Source organism: Amycolatopsis sp. NPDC054798 (assembly GCF_053611505.1).
In genome coordinates this window covers 2,894-21,514 of sequence record NZ_JBSHAM010000119.1, presented here as the reverse complement: position 1 = coordinate 21,514, position 18,621 = coordinate 2,894, and the positions used below count along the sequence as shown (strand labels likewise).

Here is an 18,621-nt window from a genome sequence, read left to right as displayed (position 1 = left end):
GGCATCTGGTTCCCTCAAGGGGCCCCTCACAGACCAGCGGACAAGGGCATGGGGTCACCGCGCCGCGGCCACGTCCGGAACCGTCAGCAGGGTCAGCTCCGCGTCGTCCAGGGCCTCCAGGTCGACGTCCGGTCCGGCGAGCCGCATCGCCTGCGCCCGGATCGCGCGTTCGAGCAGGCCGCGGGCCGAACGGCCGTTGGCGAAACCCGGTCCGCGGTCGAGGGCGGCCATCAGCCCGGGCAGCTCTTCCGTGAGCGCGGCGTCGAGGCGGTAGCCCTGTTTGCCCGCCATGGCCGTGAAAATCTCGGCCAGCTGGGCGTTGTCGTAGTCGGCGAAATGCACTGTCGCGCCGAAACGGGACCGCAGGCCCGCGTTGGCGTCGAGGAGGCGGTCCATGTCCGCCGGGTAGCCGGCCGCGATCACGATCAGGTCCTCGCGGTGGTTTTCCATCTGCACCAGCAGTTCCGCGATGGCCTCGGCTCCGAAATCGGTGCCCGAGGCCGAACCCTGGACCAGCGTGTAGGCCTCGTCGACGAACAGCAGCCCGCCGATCGCCCGTTCGCACACCTCGCGGGTCTTCGGCGCGGTCTGGCCGATGTACTCCCCCACCAGGTCCGGCCGCGCGACCTCGACCAGATGGCCCGACGGCAGCACTCCCAGCTCGCGGTAAATCTGCCCCATCAGGCGCGCGACAGTCGTCTTCGCGGTGCCCGGATTGCCGGTGAACACCAGATGCCTGCTGCGCGCCCCGACCGGCAGCCCGGCCTTGCGGCGGCGCGCGTCCAGCCGCGTTTCCGCGACCAGTGCGCGGACCTGGGACTTCACCTCGTCGAGGCCGATCATCCCGTCGAGTTCGGCCAGCAGATCGTCCAGTCCCCGGCGCGGACCGGCGTCGTCGCTGACCGCGACCCCGGCCGCGCCGGGCAGGTCGGCGGCCACCAGGACGGCCAGCTGGTCCGGCGGCGTGTCCGGGGCGGCGGCGAGCCGGCTGGACTGCCCGCTGATCGCGGCTTCCAGCAGGCCGCGCGCGGACCGGCCGTTCGCGAAACCGCGGCCGCGCGGGATGCGGCGGATCGCCTCGGGCAGCGCCGCGAGCAGATCCGCGGACAGCTCGTAGCCCTGGCCCTTCGCCATCACGGTGAAAATCCCGGCGAGTTCCTCGTTCGTGTAGTCCGGGAACTCGATCCGGCCGGAGAACCGCGACCGCAGGCCCGGGTTGGATTCGAGGAACTCGTCCATCTGCTTGGGATAACCGGCGACGAAGACCACCAGGTCCTCGCGATGGTTCTCCATCTGCACCAGCAGCTCGGTGACGGCTTCCTTGCCGTAGTCGTCGTTCTCGTCGCGCACGAGGTTGTACGCCTCGTCGATGAACAGCACGCCGCCCGCGGCCCGCTCGCACACCTCGCGGGTCTTCGGCGCGGTCTGGCCGGTGAACTCGGCGACGAGATCGCCTCGGCCGACCTCGACCAGGTGCCCGGACGGCAGCACGCCCAGCTCCCGGTAGATCTGCCCGACCAGCCGCGACACGGTCGTCTTCGCCGTGCCCGGATTGCCGGTGAACAGCAGGTGGCGGCTGCGCACGGCGACCTTCATGCCCGCGTCGCGCCGCCGGGCGTCGACGGCCATTTCGTCCACCATGGACCGCACGCGCTGCTTCACCGAATCGAGCCCGATCATCGCGTCCAGCTCGGCCAGCAATTCCGGGAGGCTGCGCCGCGGACCGGCGTCGTCCACCGCGCCGACCCCGGATTCGCCGGGGCCGGGCAGGTCGGCGGCGACGAGCGTGACCAGGTCCGCGCCGCCGTCGGTCGTCAGCCGGGTGGACTGCTTGCCGATCGCCGCTTCCAGCAGCACGCGCGCGGACCGGCCGTTCGCGAACCCGCGGCCGCGCGGGATCCGCCGGACCGCCTCGGGCAGCGCCGCGAGCAGGTCCGCGGACAGCTCGTAGCCCTGGCCCTTCGCCATCGCGCGGAAGATCTGCGCCAGTTCTTCGTTGGAGTAGTCCGGGAATTCGATGGACCCGGCGAATCGCGAGCGCAGGCCGGAGTTGGACTCCAGGAAGGCGTCCATCTCCTTCGGGTAGCCGGCCGCGAAGACCACCAGGTCCTCGCGGTGGTTTTCCATCTGCACCAGCAGTTCCGCGACCGCTTCCCGGCCGAAGTCGTCGTCCTTGTCGTTCACGAGGTTGTACGCCTCGTCGAGGAACAGCACGCCGCCGACCGCCCGCTGCACGACCGCACGGGTCTTCAGCGAGGTCTCGCCGATGTACTCGCCGACCAGGTCGGCGCGGGTCACCTCGACGACGTGGCCCTTGGGCAGCGCGCCGAGCGCCCGGTAGATCTTGCCGAGCAGCCGGGCGACGGTCGTCTTCGCCGTGCCCGGATTGCCGGTCAGCAGCAGATGACGGCTGCGCACGGCGACCTTCATGCCCGCTTCGCGGCGGCGCGCGTCGATCGTCATCTCCGACGTCAGCGAGCGGACCCGCTCCTTGACCGCGTTGAGGCCGATCATCCCGTCCAGCTCGGCGAGCAGCTCCTCGATCGAGGACCCGCCGCGCTGGCCCGCCGCGGCCACGAGCGGCTCGATGTCCGGATGGCCGATCTCGATCCGGCTGCCCGGCGCCGCGCCCCGGCTGATCGCCTGCCGCGACGCCGCGTCCAGCAAGGTCTCCACCGTGCGGGCGCTGGGTTCCTTGGCCAGCGCGGCGAGCCGGTCGCGCACGTCGGGCGGCAGGCCGAACGAGCGTTCCCGGGCGAGGACGTCGAGCAGCGCGGCCGCTTCCGCCGGCCGGTCGAACTTGGGCAGCCGGTACTGCAGCATGTTCTGCACCAGGTCGGGAGCCTCGGTGCTGAGCTGTTCGAGGACCTTCTCGGTGCCGTCCAGGATGATCAGCCGGCAGCTGTCCTGGTCGCGCGCGTAATTGCGCAGCAGGCGGACGGTGCCGGCGGCGTCCTTCTCGAAGAGCGCGTCGACCCGCTCGGCGAGCAGCAGCGCGGAGCCGCCGTTCTCGATTTCGTTGACCGTCGCGGGCACCGAGCGCTCGACCGGGTCGTCGCCGTACTCGGCGAGCAGGGCGGCGCAGTCGAAGAACTCGGCGTTGTCGAACCCGACCTCGGCGTCGGTCAGCGACGCCTTCAGCGCCCGGGTGAACCGGCGCTGGCCGGTGTTCGGCTCCCCCACCAGCAGGATGAACGGGTTCGGCTGCTTCGTGCCCGCCGTCATCCGCGCCGCTTCGCGCTTCTCCCACTCGGCGTAGGCCTTCTGCCATTCCTCGTAGGCCTTTTCGTAGCGGGACTGCTCCTTGCGCTGCCACATGCGGTTGCCCGCGGCCAGCAGGTCGAGCGTGACCGACCGGCTGTGCCGCGCCATGTCGCCGAGCACGTTGTTGCCGGAGCCGTCCGAACCCGGCCGTTCCGGTTCGGGCGGCGGCGGTTCGCCGGGGCCGTTCGCGGTGCCGTGCCGGGTGGCGTCGGCCCAGGCGACCACCCGGGTGGCCCGCGTGACGAACTCGGCCATCGACTCGGCTCCGGAGACGAACATCCCGGCCCGGCCGAGGTCTTCCACCCGGATCTGCGACGGCTGGGCGAGGGCCGGCGGCGGTGCGGCGGCGGGCAGCGGGGGCGGTGCCGAAGGCGCGGAGGGCGGCGGCTGCGCCGGGACTTGCCCGGACCACGGGGCTCCCTGCGACGCGGGCTGGTACCCGGGCTGCGGCGGGCGGTAGCCCTGCGGAGGGGAAGGCGGGCCGCTGTACGCGGCCGGATTTCCTTGCGGCGCAGGGGCGTAGCCGCCGGGGTTGCTGTGCGGTGCGGGATAGCCGCCTGGATTGCCTTGCGGCGCGGGCGGTCCGGCGAACCCGCCCGAATTGCCTTGCGGCGCAGGCGGTCCGGTGTATCCGCCCGAATTGCCCTGCGGCGCGGACGGTCCGGCGTATCCGCCTGGACTTCCTTGCGGCGCAGGCGGCCCGGCGAACCCGCCCGGGTTGCTCTGCGGACCGGGGTACGGCTGCCGCGGCGGACCGGCGTAGCCCTGCTGTCCTCCCGGGTACTGCTGAGGCGCGCCGTACCCGCCCGGAGCCCCGGGCGCGGGCATGCCGGGCGCGGGAGTGCCCGGCGGCGGCACGGGCCGGGCCGCCGTCCGGTAGCCCGGGTCCGCGGGCGGTTGCGTGTACTGCCAGTTCCCGTCCGGCAGCCGGCGCTGCCACGCCTGGCCGGGTACGAGCAGCCATCCGACGCCGTCCGGGCCGGTCAGCGCGGCCGTCCGGCCCGCCGCCGCCTCGGACTGTGCGGCCTGGAATGCGTCCCACCCTGCGCGCGTCAAAGAAACCAGCTCCCCCTCAGGTGCCCGTGCGGCGAGCCCGCCGCCGCCCCATTGTGCCCAACCCGGGACGCTCCGCGACGGCTAGTCGCCGAACTCGCCCGTTCGCCCCTCGCGCGCGGTCACCACCGCAGGGCGTGTTTGAGCTGTTTGACCGCAATCGGCGCGAGTGTCGTGTTGAACGTCGCGGACGGGTGGTTGTCGTCCATGTAGACCAGCACGTTGCCGACGACCGCGCGGCAGCGCTTCTGGTCGCAGTAGTAGTCGGTGAAATCGAGGAACGACACGTTGTCCGGGATGCCCTCGACCTGTTCCCAGGACGGCGTCGCGGCCACCGCGGCGGAACGCGGCACCGCGCACGACGGATCGGTCGGGCTCTTCTGCGCGACGCAGCTGGCCATGTTGAACGCGTAGCGCGGGTTGTCGCGAATCGCCACGACCGGGATGCCTGCTTCGTCCAAAGTGGACCAGACATCGACGAAACCCTTCGGCGTCGACTCGTTCGGCCCCGGTTTGGCGTTCACCGTGCCGAGCATGAGGACCGCGTCCGGGCGCGTGTCGAGCAGTTCGTCGGTGGCGGCTTTGTTCCAGTCGAGGCAGTTCTGGTCGCCCGGCATCAGCTCGGAGCCGGACGAATACGGGCACGCGCCCTTCAGCATGGTCGTGACCTGCCAGCCGTCGGAGACGACCGCGGGCCGGAAGGCGGCGAGGTACTGCTGGATGTGCGAGTCGCCGACGAGCACGATCCGCTTGGCGGGCGGGCCTTCCGGGCCCTCGGTGCAGATCTCCAGCTCCTTGTTGCGCGGCGACTTCGAGCATTGGTCCGGCGCGATGCGGGCCCAGTCGTCGGCGAGCTTCACCGTGGGCGGCACGATCGACGGCGACGGCGCGCCGCGGTAGACGAAGCCCTGCGCGTGCGCGACCGCTCCCGGATGGTCCGGGTCGCCGATGGCGATCTCGTAGTTCGCCCGCGCACTGCTCACGCCCTGCCAGACGCCGCTCGCGACGAGCACCGGGGCCAGCGCGAGCACGCCGAACCGGTATGCGCCCCACCGTTTCGCGGCCCCGATCTTCGACAGCCGGATCGGGTTCTCGATCAGGTGGTAGGTCAGGATCGAGAGCAGGAACGACACGCCGACCACGAACGTGCCGCCGAGCAGCCCGACCGCCGTCCGGTCCCGGATGATCAGGTAGAACACCAGCACCGGCCAGTGCCACAGGTAGAGCGAGAAGCTGAGATTGCCGACGTAGCCGAGGAATTTCGAGCTGAGCCAGCGGTCCGCGCCGAGCACGCTGCCGGTCTGCCCGGCCACCAGCACCAGTCCCGCCGAGACGGTCGGCCACAGCGCGATCCAGCCGGGGAACACGCTGTCGACCTCGAGCAGGACTCCGCACAGCACGAGCCCGGCGACGCCGATCCAGCCGAGCGCGATGCGCAGCAGCCGCGGCAGCGTGACCTGGTCGAGGAACATCGCCATCAGGCCGCCGAGCGCGAACTCCCACACCCGGGTCAGGCCGTGGAAATAGGCCAGCGGCTGGTCGGCCGCGGTCAGGTACACCGAGTACGCGAGCGAAGCGGCGAACAGGACGACCAGCAGCAAGTTGACCGTGCTGCGCAGCGACCAGCCGAACCGGCGCACGAGCAGCCCGAGCCCGACGAACAGCAGCGGCCACAGCACGTAGAACTGGCCCTGGATGGACAGCGACCAGAAGTGCTGCACCAGGCTCGCGCTGTTGTGCTGGGCGAAGTAGTCCACCGAATCGGCCGCGAGCTGCCAGTTCTCGTAGAACAGCGCGGACGCGACGACCTCGCGGATGGTCTGGAACCAGCGGTCCTGCGGCAGCAGCAGCTGCGAGACGACCACGACGGCCAGCAGCACGGTCATCGCGGCCGGGAAGAGCCGCTTGATCATCCGGCCCCAGGTGGCGCGCAGTTCGATCCGGCCGCGCAGCAGCGCCCGGTAGAGCTGGCCGGTGATCAGGAACCCGGAGACGAGGAAGAACACGTCGACGCCGCCGGAAATCCGGTCGAACCACACGTGGTAGACGACGACCAGCACCGACGCCAGCGCCCGCACGCCCTGCAGCTCGGGCCGGAACCGGGCCTGCGCGCTCGGGCCGGCGGGAGGACGGCCGGGCCTTTCCGGGGCGGCCACGGTGCTGCCGGTCATGCAGGTTCCTCCCGAGGGCCGGCAGCGGGCCGGGACCGCCGACTACTGGTCATGTGCGCTTACTAGCTATACGTGACGACCCGCGCTGTCACGCATCCGGGGTCCCCCGGCGGAGCCGCCCGGCGCGCCCGGTGCTCGCGGTAGTTATCTTGACCGGGTGCCCGATTCCCGTCCTCCGTCCGTCCGCCGCGCGCGGATCGCCGACGTCCGCAAGATCAAAGCCCTCGTCGATTCCGACGCGGGCCGCGTGCTCCTCGAAAAGGATCTCGTCACGCTGTACGAGGCGGTGCAGGAGTTCTGGGTCGCGACCGACGAAAACGCCGGGGACGGCGCCGAGGACGTGCTCGGCGCCGCCGCGCTGCACGTGCTGTGGGAGGACATCGGCGAACTGCGCACCGTCGTGGTCGACAAAGCGGCTCGCGGCCGCGGGATCGGGCGCGCGCTGGTCGGCAGGCTCGTCGAGGAGGCCCGCGAGCTGGGGCTGAAACGGCTGTTCGTGCTGACTTTCGAGACGTCGTTCTTCGCCGGGCACGGGTTCGTCGAGATCGACGGGGCCCCGGTCTCGCACGAGGTGTACGAGGAGATGCGGCGCTCGCTCGACCCGGGCGTGGCGGAGTTTCTCGACCTGCCCTACGTCAAGCCGAACACGCTCGGCAACTCGCGGATGCTGCTGGAGTTCTGAGCGCTCACGAGAGGTGCACGGTGATCCGGTCCCCGGTGTGGTCCACGCCGGCCAGCCGGACCGTCGTGCCCGCGTAGGTCGTCTCGTGCGGGCCGGGCTTGTCGGTGTGCAGCTGGACGGACGTGTGCTCGCCGCGGCCCGGTTCGGTGAGGACCAGCGACACCACCGCGTCGCCCGCGACGAAGCACTGGCGGCCCGGTTTGCAGCGCGAGTCCGAGACCAGGTCGCGGTAGCGCACGGTCAGGTCCCGCCCGGAGACCTGCACCTCCTGGCCGCGGCCGAGGACCACGTCGTGGCCCGGCTCGGCGGCTTCCGGTCGCGGCGTGTGCGCGAGGGCGACCGGAGCGCCCGCGCATCCGGCCAGCGCGGCGGCCGTCCCGATACCCAGTGCGAGCTTTTTGAGGTCCATGCCTTCTGGACGGACCGGGCGCGCCGCCGGGTTGCATGCGCGGCTCAGAAGTCCTCGTCCTCCCCGCCGGCGGGCGACCCGCCCGCGTCGGAGCCGCCGCGGATCATGAACAGCACCGACTCCAGCTCCTCCGGTTTGATCAGCACGTCGCGGGCCTTCGACCCCTCGGACGGGCCGACCACGCCGCGGCTTTCCAGCAGGTCCATCAGCCGTCCGGCCTTGGCGAACCCGACGCGGAGCTTGCGCTGCAGCATCGAGGTCGACCCGAACTGCGACGTGACGATCAGCTCGGCGGCCTGCAGCAGGACGTCGAGGTCGTCGCCGATGTCCGGGTCGATCTCCTTCTTCTCGCCCGCCTTGGCGCTGGTGACGCCCTCGTTGTAGTCCGGCTGCGCCTGTTCCTTGGCGAAGTTGACGACCGCGGCGATCTCTTCGTCCCCGACGAACGCGCCCTGGATGCGGACCGGTTTCCCGGCTCCCATCGGCAGGTAGAGCGCGTCGCCCATGCCGATCAGCTTCTCCGCGCCCGGCTGGTCGAGGATGACCCGCGAGTCCGTCAGCGACGACGTGGCGAACGCGAGCCGCGACGGCACGTTCGTCTTGATCAGGCCGGTGACGACGTCGACGCTCGGCCGCTGGGTGGCCAGCACCAGGTGGATGCCCGCGGCACGGGCCTTCTGGGTGATCCGGACGATCGCGTCCTCGACGTCGCGCGGCGCGGTCATCATCAGGTCGGCCAGCTCGTCGACGATCGCCATGATGTACGGGTACGGCTGGTACTCGCGTTCGCTGCCCGGCGGCGCGGTGATGTCGCCGGAGCGCACCTTGGCGTTGAAGTCGTCGATGTGGCGGACCCGGTTGGCCTGCATGTCCTGGTAGCGCTGCTCCATCTCCTCGACGAGCCAGGCCAGCGCGGCGGCGGCCTTCTTCGGCTGCGTGATGATGGGCGTGATCAGGTGCGGGATGCCCTCGTACGGCGTCAGCTCGACCATCTTCGGGTCGATCAGGATCATCCGGCATTCCGCGGGCGTCGAGCGGGCCAGCAGCGACACCAGCATCGAGTTCACGAAGCTCGACTTGCCGGAACCGGTGGAACCGGCGACCAGCAGGTGCGGCATCTTCGTGAGGTTCGCGGTGACGAACTCGCCCTCGATGTCCTTGCCGAGCCCGATCAGCATCGGGTGGTTGTCCTTGACCGTGGTCGGCGCGCGCAGCACGTCGCCGAGGCGCACCATCTCGCGGTCGGAGTTGGGCACCTCGATGCCGACCGCGGACTTGCCCGGGATCGGCGCGAGGAGGCGGACGTTGTCGGTGGCCACCGCGTAGGCGATGTTCTTGGTCAGCGCGGTGATCTTCTCGACCTTCACGCCCGGGCCGAGCTCGACCTCGTACCGGGTGACCGTCGGACCGCGGGTGAAGCCGGTGACCTGCGCGTCGACGTTGAACTGGTCGAGGACGCCGGTGATCGCCTCGATCATCTGGTCGTTGGCCTTGCTGCGGGACTTCGGCGCGTCGCCGAGCTTCAGCAGGTCCGGCGGCGGGAGCGCGTAGTCGCCCTCGACGGTCCGGGTGACCGACAACGCCGGTTCCGGCGCCTTCTTCGCCTTCTTTTCCGGCACTTCGGCAGGCGGCGCGACCGGCTTCGGCGGCCGGATCGGTGTGGCCGGCTCGGCGAGCGCGGCGTCGAGGTCGAGCTGCTCGCCGTCCTTGCCGCTGTCGGCGCTGGCCTGGCGACGGCGCGACGGCTTCCGCAGCCGGACGGCCTTCGGTTCGGCCTCGGGTTCGGGCTCCGGCTCGCCGTCGTGCTGGCCGGCCTCGTACTCGGCCAGTTCGTGCTCGTCGAGACCCCAGGTGCGCAGGCGGTGCGGGATTTCGCGGACCGGCGTGCCGGTGAACACGAGCACGCCGAACAGCAGCGCGAGGATCAGCAGCGGCACCGCGACCCACGTGGTGACGCCCTTGGTCAGCAGCCCGCCGGAGAACGCGCCGAGGATTCCGCCCGCGTACATCCGGCCGTCGTTGGTGTCCGGGAGCGCGGTGAAGATGTGCAGCATCCCGAGCACCGACAGCACGACCAGCAGCGTGCCGATGACCATCCGCGGGCGGGTTTCCGGCCGCGGCTCGGACCGCATCAGCGCGACCGCGACCACGAGCAGCACCAGCGGCAGCGTGACGGCTCCCGCGCCGAGCACCGTCCGCGTGGCGACCTCGACGCCCGCCCCGATCGGCCCGGCCGCCCGCCACCAGACGCCGACCGCGGCGACGATGGCGAGCGCGATCAGCCCGAGAGCCAGCCCGTCGCGCCGGTGTTCCGCTTCGAGTTCCCGCGTGCGCCCGACCGTGCGGGCCAGCGAGCCGATTCCCTTGGCGGCGAGGTTCCAGGTGCTGCGCACGCCCCGCCCGAACGCCCCGGAACTCTTGCGGCTAGCCGGCCGCCGGGCCGCGGACGTCCGGGGCCGGGTGCTGCTCCTCGCCCTGGTGGAACCGCCTTTCGACGACCTGCCAGAGGCAGCCGTCCGAGACTTCGCCGGCGTACGCGAACTGCGCGCCGGTGCCTTCCCGCCGCTTCCCGCCGTGCTCCGCTTCCTCGTCGCCGACCCAGCCATGCCTCCACGGTAACGGGCGCGGACCGATAGTCCCATGTGCCACTCGCGGCGCAGGCGAAACAATCGGCTCCAGATCACAGCGGATCTTGTGGAACGATCCAGGATGCCCCCTCGCCGCTCCCCCGGAAGCCGAGGCCCTTCATGCCGAGTCCTGCCGAAATCGTGCGCGCGCTGGCCGACCGGACCGCCGGGGCCCCGGCCCCGCGGGGTACCGGGCGGTACCACTACCACCGCACGTCCGGGTGGTACCGGCACTCCGACCGGACCCCCGGCGGGCGGATCCTGTCGGCCAGCACCGAGTGCTTCGACCGCGAGGACTGGATCGCCGCGGACGGATCCGGGCGGCTGCTGGTCACGCGGGGCGGGGTGGTGGTCCGGCCCAGCGGCTGCTTCCCGCCGGGCGGGCTGATGGGCGACTTCCTGGTGGCGCGGGATTTGCCGTCGGTGCGCGCCGAACTGCGCCGCCGGACCGGTCCCGCGGGCGTGGTCAAGGCGTTCAACACCGTCTGGCTGACCCAGGTCGTCCCGCCGGAGCTGCAGCGGATGCTGCTCTTGTGGCTCGCGGAGCAGCCCGGGCTGGCAGCGGAGGAGGCGGATCCGCCGGGGGTCGTGGTCAGCGTCCCGGATCCGGCCCGGCCGAGCACCCGGCAGCTGGTGTTCGACGAGGACACCGGGATGCTGCTCCGGAGCCGGAGCGTCGAGGAAGACGGGTTGACGATCTCGGGCTGCACGCGGTGGCTTGGCTCCGGCTACACGGAGACCACCGAATCGAGGCCGCCGGACGCTTCCTGAACGGTGGCAACCGGTCAGGTCTCCTGATGCGGGAGAGCGAGGAAGCGGGTGGGAGCGCAGCCGGTGAGTGCGCGGAACTCGCGGTTCAAATGGGGCTGGTCGGCGTAGCCGCAGGCTGTGGCGATCTCCGTCGTGCGGCGTGGCCGTCGCAGGTGGAGCAGGTGCAGCGCGTGGTGGAACCGGGCGATCCGGGCGAACGCTTTGGGCGGCAGGCCGATCTGGGTGCGGAACCGTGCTTCGAGGTGGGAGCGGCTCCAGCCGACGCGGTCGGCCAGGGTGGCGATGGCCATCTGTCCGCGAGTTGCTTTGAGGAGATCCCACGCGGCTTCGACCGCGGTGGCCAAGCGCACGTCCGGGTTGAGCCAGGCGCGCAGTCTCTCGTCGAGCAGCGCGAACCGGCCGGGCCAGGTCGGGGTGTGCGCCAGCTCGTCGAGAAGGCGGGCCGCCCGGGCGCCGAGCAGGTCGGTGAGCCCGGCGTAGGCGGGCAGTTCGCTGAGCGGCGCACCGAACAAGGCATGCGCGCCCAACGGGGTCAGGCCGACCACCATGCCGTGGTCGGGCCCGGTTTGCTCGAACACGAGCGGGCGGCTGTGGATGCCGACGACCGGGGACCGCGGCTGCGGCGGACCCAGGCTGCCGCTCGCGGTGATCATCCTGCGCCGCAGGTTCTCGAAGTCGAGGATCAGTTTGACGCCGTCGATGGGAGCGATCCGCCGTACGACCGGCGCGGCGCCAGCGTACCGCGATCCGGCGTAGCCGAACACATGCGCCGCCAGCCGCGGATCAGGGCGTCCGGCGACGCTCTGGCCCGCGCACGCCTCGCCCTCGCGACGTGACAGGTTTCCCGCCCATCTGTCCACGTTCCCCCTCGCGAACACCGCCGTGCACGACGGCGCGGCAGTCCTGGGGCCAGGGTAGCCACCGGCGATGCCGGGCGGAAGACCATGCATTTGTCCAAGACCGCTGCTGCCGAGCAGATCTAGCGTATGCCTGTCGGTCGCGAAAGCTCGCGGCCGGATTCACGAAGAGGGCCGGTCCGCGAATATCGGATCGCTGTCGCCAGAAATCGATCCGGCGACGATCGGCCAGTTTCAGCGCGATAGCGAATATTTATCCCCAGGAAAGGAAACAACCCGGAATGAGGAATTCGTTCAGGAAAACCACAGCGTGCGCGGCGATGGCCGTGTCCATGCTCGGGCTGTGCGCAATCCCGGCACACGCCGCGTCGCGGACCCCCGCGAACGGAGGGTATTTCAGCCCGGTGTGCGATTACGGGCGAGCTTGCCTGCGCCTGAAGAGCAACGGCGACTGGTACAACTTGCTTGGCTGCGCGGATCATCCCATGGGGGACTATTACTACATGGCAAAAGCTCACGGAAACTCGTTCCGGGTGCTCTACAAGGACCGCGGAGCCTGGGACGATGTCGGCCCGTGGGTGACGCGGCCGCTGGACCCCGGAAACATGGTCATCAACGCTTTCGTGGGCTGTGGCTGAGGCAGCGATGCGGTAAGTCGTGCGGTTCCGGGCCGGGGCGGGTGCCAGGTCATCCGGCGGCGGCAGCAGCGAGGGAGGGCGCGCTGCCGCCGCGGGTGCCCTGGCACCCGCCTGTCCCGCTGAGCGGGAAAGGTCGTGAAGGACAGGCAGCTTTCGCCATCCGGTACGAGGACAGCCGGGATAGCGCGCTTCGGGAGCGCCGCTGTGCCGGCCGAGGGCGGGGGGAAGGCTCTCGAAGATTGAGCCCGGCGAGATCCTCGCCGGGGGATCCCTCGGGACGAGCGGCCGCAGAAACGCCCTGACCTGCGGCAAGCTCTCCGGAACTCTCCGTCGGTCCACCTCGCGCCGAACCGCGTTGCCCCAGGTGGACAGTCCCGTGAAATGCTCTGCGCATGTTCGCGCTGCAACAGGACGAGGCTCCGCGCCGTGCCCCCGCGATCTGGCGGACGATGCTCAACCTCGACCGGGGCCTGGTCAACCTCGTCGGCCGGCTCACCGTCACCGGGTCGGTGCCGCGGGAACTGCGGGGCAGGCCGCTGCTGATGGCGGCCAACCACATCGGCGTGTTCGACGCCTTCGTGCTCATGGCGGCGTGCAAGCGGATCGGCATCAATCCCCGCTTCATGCTCGCCGGCGGGATTCTCGACGCGCCGGTGATCGGGCCGGCGCTGCGGGTCAGCGGGCATCTGCGGGTCGACCGGGCGAAGGCGGCGACCGCGGTCGGCCAGTTCGCCGAGGCCGCGGAGGCGTTGCGGACCACGCGCGAGCCGATCGTCGTCTATCCGGAAGGGCGGATCAGCCACGATCCGGGGCTATGGCCGGAGCGCGGCAAGACCGGGGCGGCCCGGCTCGCGCTCGCTGCGGGCGTGCCGGTGATCCCGATCAGCCAGTGGGGCGCGCACGAAGCCGTGTACTGGGGCACCGAGACCGTGAACGGGCCCGCGGATCTGCTGCCGCTGGCCAAATCCGGGTTGAGCGCGCCGTTGCGGCGGCCGCGGTTCAAGGTGCATTTCGGGACGCCGGTGGACCTGTCGGACGTCGAGCCGGAGCGGCCGGGCGCGGGCGTCCGCGCGCACGCCAAGATCATGCAGGCGATCACCGACGGCCTGATCCCGTTGCGCCGCCACGAACCGATCCGCCCGCGCTTCCACGACCCGACGCGGCCGACCGACACCGTCAGCCCCTGGAAGCCTCAGCGCTGAGCGGTCCGGATCGTGGGACACCCCGGTAAGCCCGGCTAGGGTCGCGAAGTGTGAGCACCCGCATTCTGGTCGTCTATTACAGCGCCACCGGGAACACCGCTGCCCTCGCCGATGCACTCGCCGAAGGGGCGGGCGAAGCCGGAGCCGAGATACGCGTCCGCACGGTGGCCGAAACCGCGCCGCCGGAAGCCGTGGCGAGCAATCGGCGTTGGCAGGCCTGGACAGATTCCGGGCCGCACCACGATCTCGCCACGCTGGCGGATCTCGAATGGGCGGACGGTCTCGCGCTCGGCAGCCCGACCCGGTTCGGCGGGCCCGCCGCGCAGCTCAAGTCCTTTGTGGACACCACGGGCGGCCTGTGGGCGCAAGGGAAACTGGCCGGAAAGGTGGCGACGTCGTTCACCTCGGCGTCCACTGCGCACGGTGGTCTCGAAGCGACTGTGCTGGCAATCAACAACATCTTCTACCACTGGGGCGCGATCGTCGTCCCCCTCGGCTACTCCGACCCGCACCTGATGGAATCCGGCAACCCGTACGGCGGCTCGTTCGTGTCGCGCAAATCCGCGGCGCCGGATGAAACCGCGCTGCAAGCACTGCGGATTCAGGGGCGACGGCTGGCGACGATCACGACACACGTCGCGACAGGCCTGAAAACCGGGGAATAACTCGGTTTCGTTCGGTCGTCCCGCTCCGTAATGTCCCGCGCGTGACCACCGAACTCCCTGTCCTGGAACGGCCCCGGGTGATCCGCCGGGGCCGCGGCCTCTCGCTCGTGCTGCTCGCCGCGGTCTTCTTCAGCACGTCCGGCACGCTCGCGAAACCGCTGATGGGCGCGGGAATGACGCCGGAGCAGACGGCGGTGCTGCGGATCGGGACGGCGGGAGTTCTGCTGCTGATCGGCACCGCGCTGTTCGCGCCGCACACGCTGCGCGTCCGGCGCGGGGAATGGCCGATGCTGCTGGCGTACGGCGCGCTCGGCGTGGCCGGTACGCAACTGCTGTATTTCATTGCCGCCGAACGCATCCCGGTCGGCATCGCGATCCTGCTGGAGTTCCTGTCGCCGGTGCTGATCGCGTTGTGGGTGCGCGTGGTGCGGCGGAAGCGGCTGCCGCGCGCGCTGTGGTTCGGGATGGCGATCGCGCTGGTCGGGCTGGCTCTGGTCGCGCAGGTGTGGCAGGGGCTGCGGCTCGACGCGATCGGGCTGCTGGCCGGGGTCGGCGCGGCGCTGTGCTCGGCCGGATACTTCCTGCTCGGCGAACGCGCGGTGGCCGACCGCGAACCGCTCGGGCTGGTCACCTGGGGGATGGTGATCGGCGGGGTGCTCGTGAGCGTCACCGCGCCGCCGTGGACGCTGCCGCTGGAGATGGCGGGGCAGACCGTCGCCTTCGGACCGTGGACTCCCCCGGTGTGGGTGCTGCTGCTCGGCCTGGTGGTGCTGTCGACGGCGATCCCTTACGTCGCGGGGATCTCCGCGCTGCGCCATCTGCCCGCCTCGGTGGCGAGCGTCGTGGGGCTGCTCGAACCCGTGACGGCGGCGGCGTTCGCGTGGGCGCTGCTCGGCGAAGCGCTCGCCTGGCCCCAGGCGGTCGGCGCCGCGTTGCTGCTCGGCGGCGCCTACCTGGTCCAGCGACAGACCGCGGCGGTCGCTTGACTCCCTCTCCGGATGGAGGAGGGAACCAACCTCGGGCGGGATGTGTCCTATCCGCGGACCCGCCACACTGGAGCGAGCCGTACGAGACACCTGGGGGATCTCATGGACAACCGACCGAGCCGGGCCGAACAGCGCAGAGCGCGCAACGCGCTCGCCCGCCAGGCAGCGATCGTGATGGTCGCGTTGCTGCTGGCGGGCGCGCGGCGCTGACTCAGACCGGAATGACCGTCGGCACGATCATCGGCCGCCTGCGGTAGGTGTCGGCGACCCACCGGCCGACGACCCGGCGCACCGCCTGCGCGATGCGGTGGGTGTCGGTGATGCCCTCGGCTTCCGTCCGCGCCAGCTCCATCTCCACGAGCGGCACGACGGCGTGCAGCGCCTTCGGGTCGTCGGAGAACCCGCGGCCGGAGATCGTCGGGCTGCTGACCGCGCGGCCGGTGTTCGAGTCGACCACCACGGTGATCGCGATGAAGCCGCCCTCGCCGAGCACCAGCCGGTCGGACAGGGTCGACTCGCCGACGTCGCCGACGGACAGGCCGTCCACGTACACGTGCCCGACCTCGACGCGGCCGGTGCGCGAGGCCTTGCCGTCGACCAGGTCCACGACCACGCCGTCCTCGGCGATCACCACGTTGTCCGGCGCGACGCCGGTGCGGATCGCGAGTTCCCCATTGGCGCGCAAGTGTTTCCACTCGCCGTGCACCGGCATCACGTTGCTCGGCCGGACCGCGTTGTAGAGGTACAGCAGCTCGCCGGCCGAGGCGTGGCCGGACACGTGCACCTTCGCGTTGCCCTGGTGCACGACGTTCGCGCCGAGCCGGGTCAGGCCGTTCACGACGCCGAACACCGCGGTCTCGTTGCCCGGGATCATCGAGCTGGCCAGCACGACGGTGTCGCCCGCGCGGATCGAGATCTGCCGGTGCTCGCCGCGCGCCATCCGCGACAGCGCCGACAGCGGCTCGCCCTGCGAACCCGTCGACACGAACAGCACCTTGCTCTCCGGCAGCGTGCTGGCCTGGTCCAGGTCCACCAGCAGGCCCTCGGGCACCTCCAGCAGGCCCAGTTCGGCCGCGATGCCCATGTTCCGGACCATCGACCGGCCCACGAACGCCACGCGGCGGCCGTGCCGGACAGCGGCGTCCAGCACCTGCTGCACCCGGTGCACGTGGCTGGCGAAGCAGGCGACGATCACGCGCTGGTCCACGCGCCGGATGACGTCGTCGAGCACCGGGCCGATGTCGCGCTCGGGCATGACGAACCCGGGCACCTCGGCGTTGGTCGAGTCCACGCAGAACAGGTCCACGCCCTCGTCGCCGAGGCGCGAGAAGCCCGCGAGGTCGGTGAGCCGCCCGTCGAGCGGCAGCTGGTCGAGCTTGATGTCGCCGGTGTGCAGCACGACGCCGGCCGGCGTGCGGATGGCGACCGCGAGCGCGTCCGGGATCGAGTGGTTCACCGCGAAGAACTCGAGGTCGAACGCGCCGACCTTGCGCTTCTCCCCCTCGCGCACCTCGATCAGCTTCGGCCGCTGGCGGTGCTCCTTGGCCTTGGCCGCGAGCAGCGCGTTGGTGAAGCGCGAACCGTAGATCGGGACGTCCGGGCGCAGCCGGAGCAGGAACGGGACGGCTCCGATGTGGTCCTCGTGCCCGTGGGTGAGCACGAGGCCGTCGATGTCGTCGAGCCGGTCCTCGATCGCGCGGAAATCGGGCAGGATCAGGTCGACGCCCGGCTGGTCGTCCTCGGGGAAGAGGACGCCGCAGTCGACGATCAGGAGCCTGCCGTCGTACTCGAAGACGGTCATGTTGCGCCCGACCTCGCCGATGCCGCCGAGCGCGACGACGCGCAAGGCTCCCTCGGGAAGGGCGGGCGGGAGGTGCGTCGGGCCGGGTCCGGCGGGAAGTGAAGTCACCGGGGCATTGTCCCAACGCTGGTGTGCGAGGTGGGGGCGGTGTAGGCCGCCTGCGAATCTGCTTGTGCCACCCGTGCACCATGCCAGTCCGAGGCCGCGCTGTCCTCCAGCGGCACGCCGCCCTGGGCGAGATCGGCCGCGATCTGCTCCAGCTGGTCGTCGAACGGGGCCACGATCGGCAGCCGGGGGTCGCCGATCTCGAACCCGCGCAGCCGCAGCGCGGCCTTGCTGAACGCGACGCCGCCGACGCGCGACATCGCCCGCAGCACCGGGAGCATCCCGCGGTGGTTCGTGCGCGCGGTGGACGTGTCGCCCGCCTCGTAGGCCTCGATCATCGCCCGGATCCGGCCCGCCACGACGTGCCCGATCACGCTGACCACGCCGACCGCGCCGACCGACAGCCACGGCAGGTTCAGGCCGTCGTCGCCGGAGTAGTAGGCGAGGTGGGTGTTCGCGATGACCTCGGAGCCGGCGATCAGGTCGCCCTTGGCGTCCTTCACCGCGAGGATCCGCGGGTGCTCGGCCAGCCGCTGCAGCGTGTCGACCTCGATCGGCACGATCGAGCGCGGCGGGATGTCGTAGAGCATCACCGGCAGCTCGGTCGCGTCCGCGACCGTGGTGAAGTGCGCGTACAGCCCGGCCTGGCTCGGCCGCGAGTAGTAGGGCGTCACGACGAGCAGGCCGTGCGCGCCCGCCTCGGCGGCGGCCTGCGCCTGCTCGATGCTGTGCGCGGTGTTGTTGGTGCCCGCCCCCGCGACGACGGTCGCGCGGTCGCCCACCGCCTCGACGACGGCGCGGATCAGCGCCGCCTTCTCCTGGTCCGTGGTGGTCGGGCTCTCGCCGGTGGTGCCGTTGACGACGAGGCCGTCGTTGCCGAGGTCCACGAGGTACTCGGCCAGTTCCTGGGCCCGCTTCACGTCCAGCGCCCCGGCCCGGTCGAAGGGGGTCGCCATCGCGGTGAGCACGCGGCCGAACGGACGTCCGGGCGCGGCGGCAGGTGAGGTGGACATGGGCACGACGGTACCTCCTCGGACCGCCGAACCCGCCCTCGACCTGGTGTGCCACCGGGAACTTCGGAGAATTTCCGCCGCCGGGCCGGTTCGCGCGGAACTTCTCGCGCGGCTACTTGACCTTGGCGGTGATCCGCGCCGGGATCTGGTCGTTGCTGGCGCGCGAAAGGACGCAGTAGATCTTCCGGTTCGGACCGCTGCCGCTGCTGTCGCTGTCCGGCTGCACCTGCCACCCCTGCTGGGTCGGCACGATCGCCCGGTAGACCAGTCCCGCGCGCTGCTGCGGCGGCCACCCCCCGGTCTCGTACCCCCCCGCCCAGCGCGCCACCCGCGCCCCGCTGTTGGACGACAACCCCGGGGGGAGGGCCACCAACGCG

The 18,621-nt window shown here is 71.3% G+C and carries 14 protein-coding genes and 1 pseudogene; 7 read left to right on the top strand and 8 right to left on the bottom strand.

All coding sequences use genetic code 11. From position 1 onward, the window contains the following. Positions 1 to 54 precede the first annotated feature (54 nt). A complete protein-coding gene (locus ACWGIC_RS40045; protein ID WP_452081167.1) occupies positions 55 to 4,320 on the bottom strand; it encodes an AAA family ATPase in 4,266 nt (1,421 codons plus the stop codon). 119 nt (positions 4,321 to 4,439) lie between these two features. After that, the gene (locus ACWGIC_RS40040) at positions 4,440 to 6,488 is read right to left on the bottom strand and encodes an acyltransferase family protein (RefSeq protein WP_452081166.1); all 2,049 of its coding nucleotides are present in this window, start codon (positions 6,486 to 6,488) and stop codon (positions 4,440 to 4,442) included. Positions 6,489 to 6,645: 157 nt separating this feature from the next. On the opposite strand from ACWGIC_RS40040, the gene ACWGIC_RS40035 reads away from it, so the two are divergent. Continuing rightward, on the top strand, positions 6,646 to 7,170 hold the full coding sequence (locus ACWGIC_RS40035) for an amino-acid N-acetyltransferase (RefSeq protein ID WP_452081165.1): 525 nt from the start codon (positions 6,646 to 6,648) through the stop codon (positions 7,168 to 7,170). Between the two features lie 4 nt (positions 7,171 to 7,174). Here the strand turns inward: ACWGIC_RS40035 and ACWGIC_RS40030 are convergent, their stop codons facing one another. Both ACWGIC_RS40030 and ACWGIC_RS40025 read right to left on the bottom strand, forming a co-directional pair. Beyond that, on the bottom strand, positions 7,175 to 7,579 hold the full coding sequence (locus tag ACWGIC_RS40030) for a hypothetical protein (protein WP_452081164.1): 405 nt from the start codon (positions 7,577 to 7,579) through the stop codon (positions 7,175 to 7,177). A gap of 44 nt (positions 7,580 to 7,623) precedes the next feature. Beyond that, positions 7,624 to 9,972 (bottom strand): DNA translocase FtsK, encoded by a 2,349-nt coding sequence (locus ACWGIC_RS40025; protein ID WP_452081163.1) that lies wholly within the window; start codon positions 9,970 to 9,972, stop codon positions 7,624 to 7,626. Between ACWGIC_RS40025 and ACWGIC_RS40020 the strand changes: the two genes are divergently transcribed. Beyond that, complete coding sequence (locus tag ACWGIC_RS40020) at positions 9,962 to 10,198, top strand: hypothetical protein (protein ID WP_452081162.1); 237 nt, start codon at positions 9,962 to 9,964, stop codon at positions 10,196 to 10,198. The genes ACWGIC_RS40025 and ACWGIC_RS40020 overlap by 11 nt on opposite strands. 128 nt (positions 10,199 to 10,326) lie before the next feature. Continuing rightward, entirely contained in the window at positions 10,327 to 10,977 is a 651-nt protein-coding gene (locus ACWGIC_RS40015) for a hypothetical protein (protein ID WP_452081161.1), read from the top strand. A 14-nt stretch (positions 10,978 to 10,991) separates the two neighbouring features. Here the strand turns inward: ACWGIC_RS40015 and ACWGIC_RS40010 are convergent, their stop codons facing one another. Next, on the bottom strand, positions 10,992 to 11,837 hold the full coding sequence (locus tag ACWGIC_RS40010) for a helix-turn-helix domain-containing protein (protein ID WP_452081160.1): 846 nt from the start codon (positions 11,835 to 11,837) through the stop codon (positions 10,992 to 10,994). Between the two features lie 278 nt (positions 11,838 to 12,115). Between ACWGIC_RS40010 and ACWGIC_RS40005 the strand changes: the two genes are divergently transcribed. From ACWGIC_RS40005 to ACWGIC_RS39990, 4 genes are all read left to right on the top strand, one after another. Then, the gene (locus tag ACWGIC_RS40005; protein ID WP_452081159.1) at positions 12,116 to 12,472 is read left to right on the top strand and encodes a hypothetical protein; all 357 of its coding nucleotides are present in this window, start codon (positions 12,116 to 12,118) and stop codon (positions 12,470 to 12,472) included. Between the two features lie 392 nt (positions 12,473 to 12,864). Further along, positions 12,865 to 13,674 carry a lysophospholipid acyltransferase family protein gene (locus tag ACWGIC_RS40000; RefSeq protein ID WP_452081158.1) on the top strand — a complete coding sequence of 270 codons (810 nt, stop codon included), beginning with the start codon at positions 12,865 to 12,867 and terminating at the stop codon, positions 13,672 to 13,674. Between the two features lie 50 nt (positions 13,675 to 13,724). Next, positions 13,725 to 14,339, top strand: coding sequence for an NAD(P)H:quinone oxidoreductase (gene wrbA, locus ACWGIC_RS39995; RefSeq protein ID WP_452081157.1), 615 nt, complete (start codon positions 13,725 to 13,727; stop codon positions 14,337 to 14,339). A gap of 41 nt (positions 14,340 to 14,380) precedes the next feature. Further along, positions 14,381 to 15,325 (top strand): EamA family transporter, encoded by a 945-nt coding sequence (locus ACWGIC_RS39990; RefSeq protein WP_452081156.1) that lies wholly within the window; start codon positions 14,381 to 14,383, stop codon positions 15,323 to 15,325. A 211-nt stretch (positions 15,326 to 15,536) separates the two neighbouring features. Here ACWGIC_RS39990 and ACWGIC_RS39985 read toward each other — a convergent pair whose 3' ends face one another. The 3 genes and pseudogenes from ACWGIC_RS39985 to ACWGIC_RS39975 all read right to left on the bottom strand — a co-directional run. Then, on the bottom strand, positions 15,537 to 17,234 hold the full coding sequence (locus tag ACWGIC_RS39985) for a ribonuclease J (protein WP_452081155.1): 1,698 nt from the start codon (positions 17,232 to 17,234) through the stop codon (positions 15,537 to 15,539). Next, the gene (gene dapA / locus ACWGIC_RS39980) at positions 17,231 to 18,244 is read right to left on the bottom strand and encodes a 4-hydroxy-tetrahydrodipicolinate synthase (RefSeq protein ID WP_452081154.1); all 1,014 of its coding nucleotides are present in this window, start codon (positions 18,242 to 18,244) and stop codon (positions 17,231 to 17,233) included. Before dapA ends, ACWGIC_RS39985 begins: the two co-directional genes overlap by 4 nt. A 112-nt stretch (positions 18,245 to 18,356) precedes the next feature. Then, positions 18,357 to 18,621, bottom strand: a pseudogene (locus ACWGIC_RS39975) (serine/threonine-protein kinase); the annotation flags it as partial.

Coding starts and splice junctions, on each gene's coding strand:
- ACWGIC_RS40040 (WP_452081166.1), bottom strand. CDS start 6,488: ATGACCGGCAGCACCGTGGCCGCCCCGGAAAGGCCCGGCCGTCCTCCC.
- ACWGIC_RS40030 (WP_452081164.1), bottom strand. CDS start 7,579: ATGGACCTCAAAAAGCTCGCACTGGGTATCGGGACGGCCGCCGCGCTG.
- ACWGIC_RS40015 (WP_452081161.1), top strand. CDS start 10,327: ATGCCGAGTCCTGCCGAAATCGTGCGCGCGCTGGCCGACCGGACCGCC.
- ACWGIC_RS40005 (WP_452081159.1), top strand. CDS start 12,116: ATGAGGAATTCGTTCAGGAAAACCACAGCGTGCGCGGCGATGGCCGTG.
- ACWGIC_RS40000 (WP_452081158.1), top strand. CDS start 12,865: ATGTTCGCGCTGCAACAGGACGAGGCTCCGCGCCGTGCCCCCGCGATC.
- dapA (WP_452081154.1), bottom strand. CDS start 18,244: ATGTCCACCTCACCTGCCGCCGCGCCCGGACGTCCGTTCGGCCGCGTG.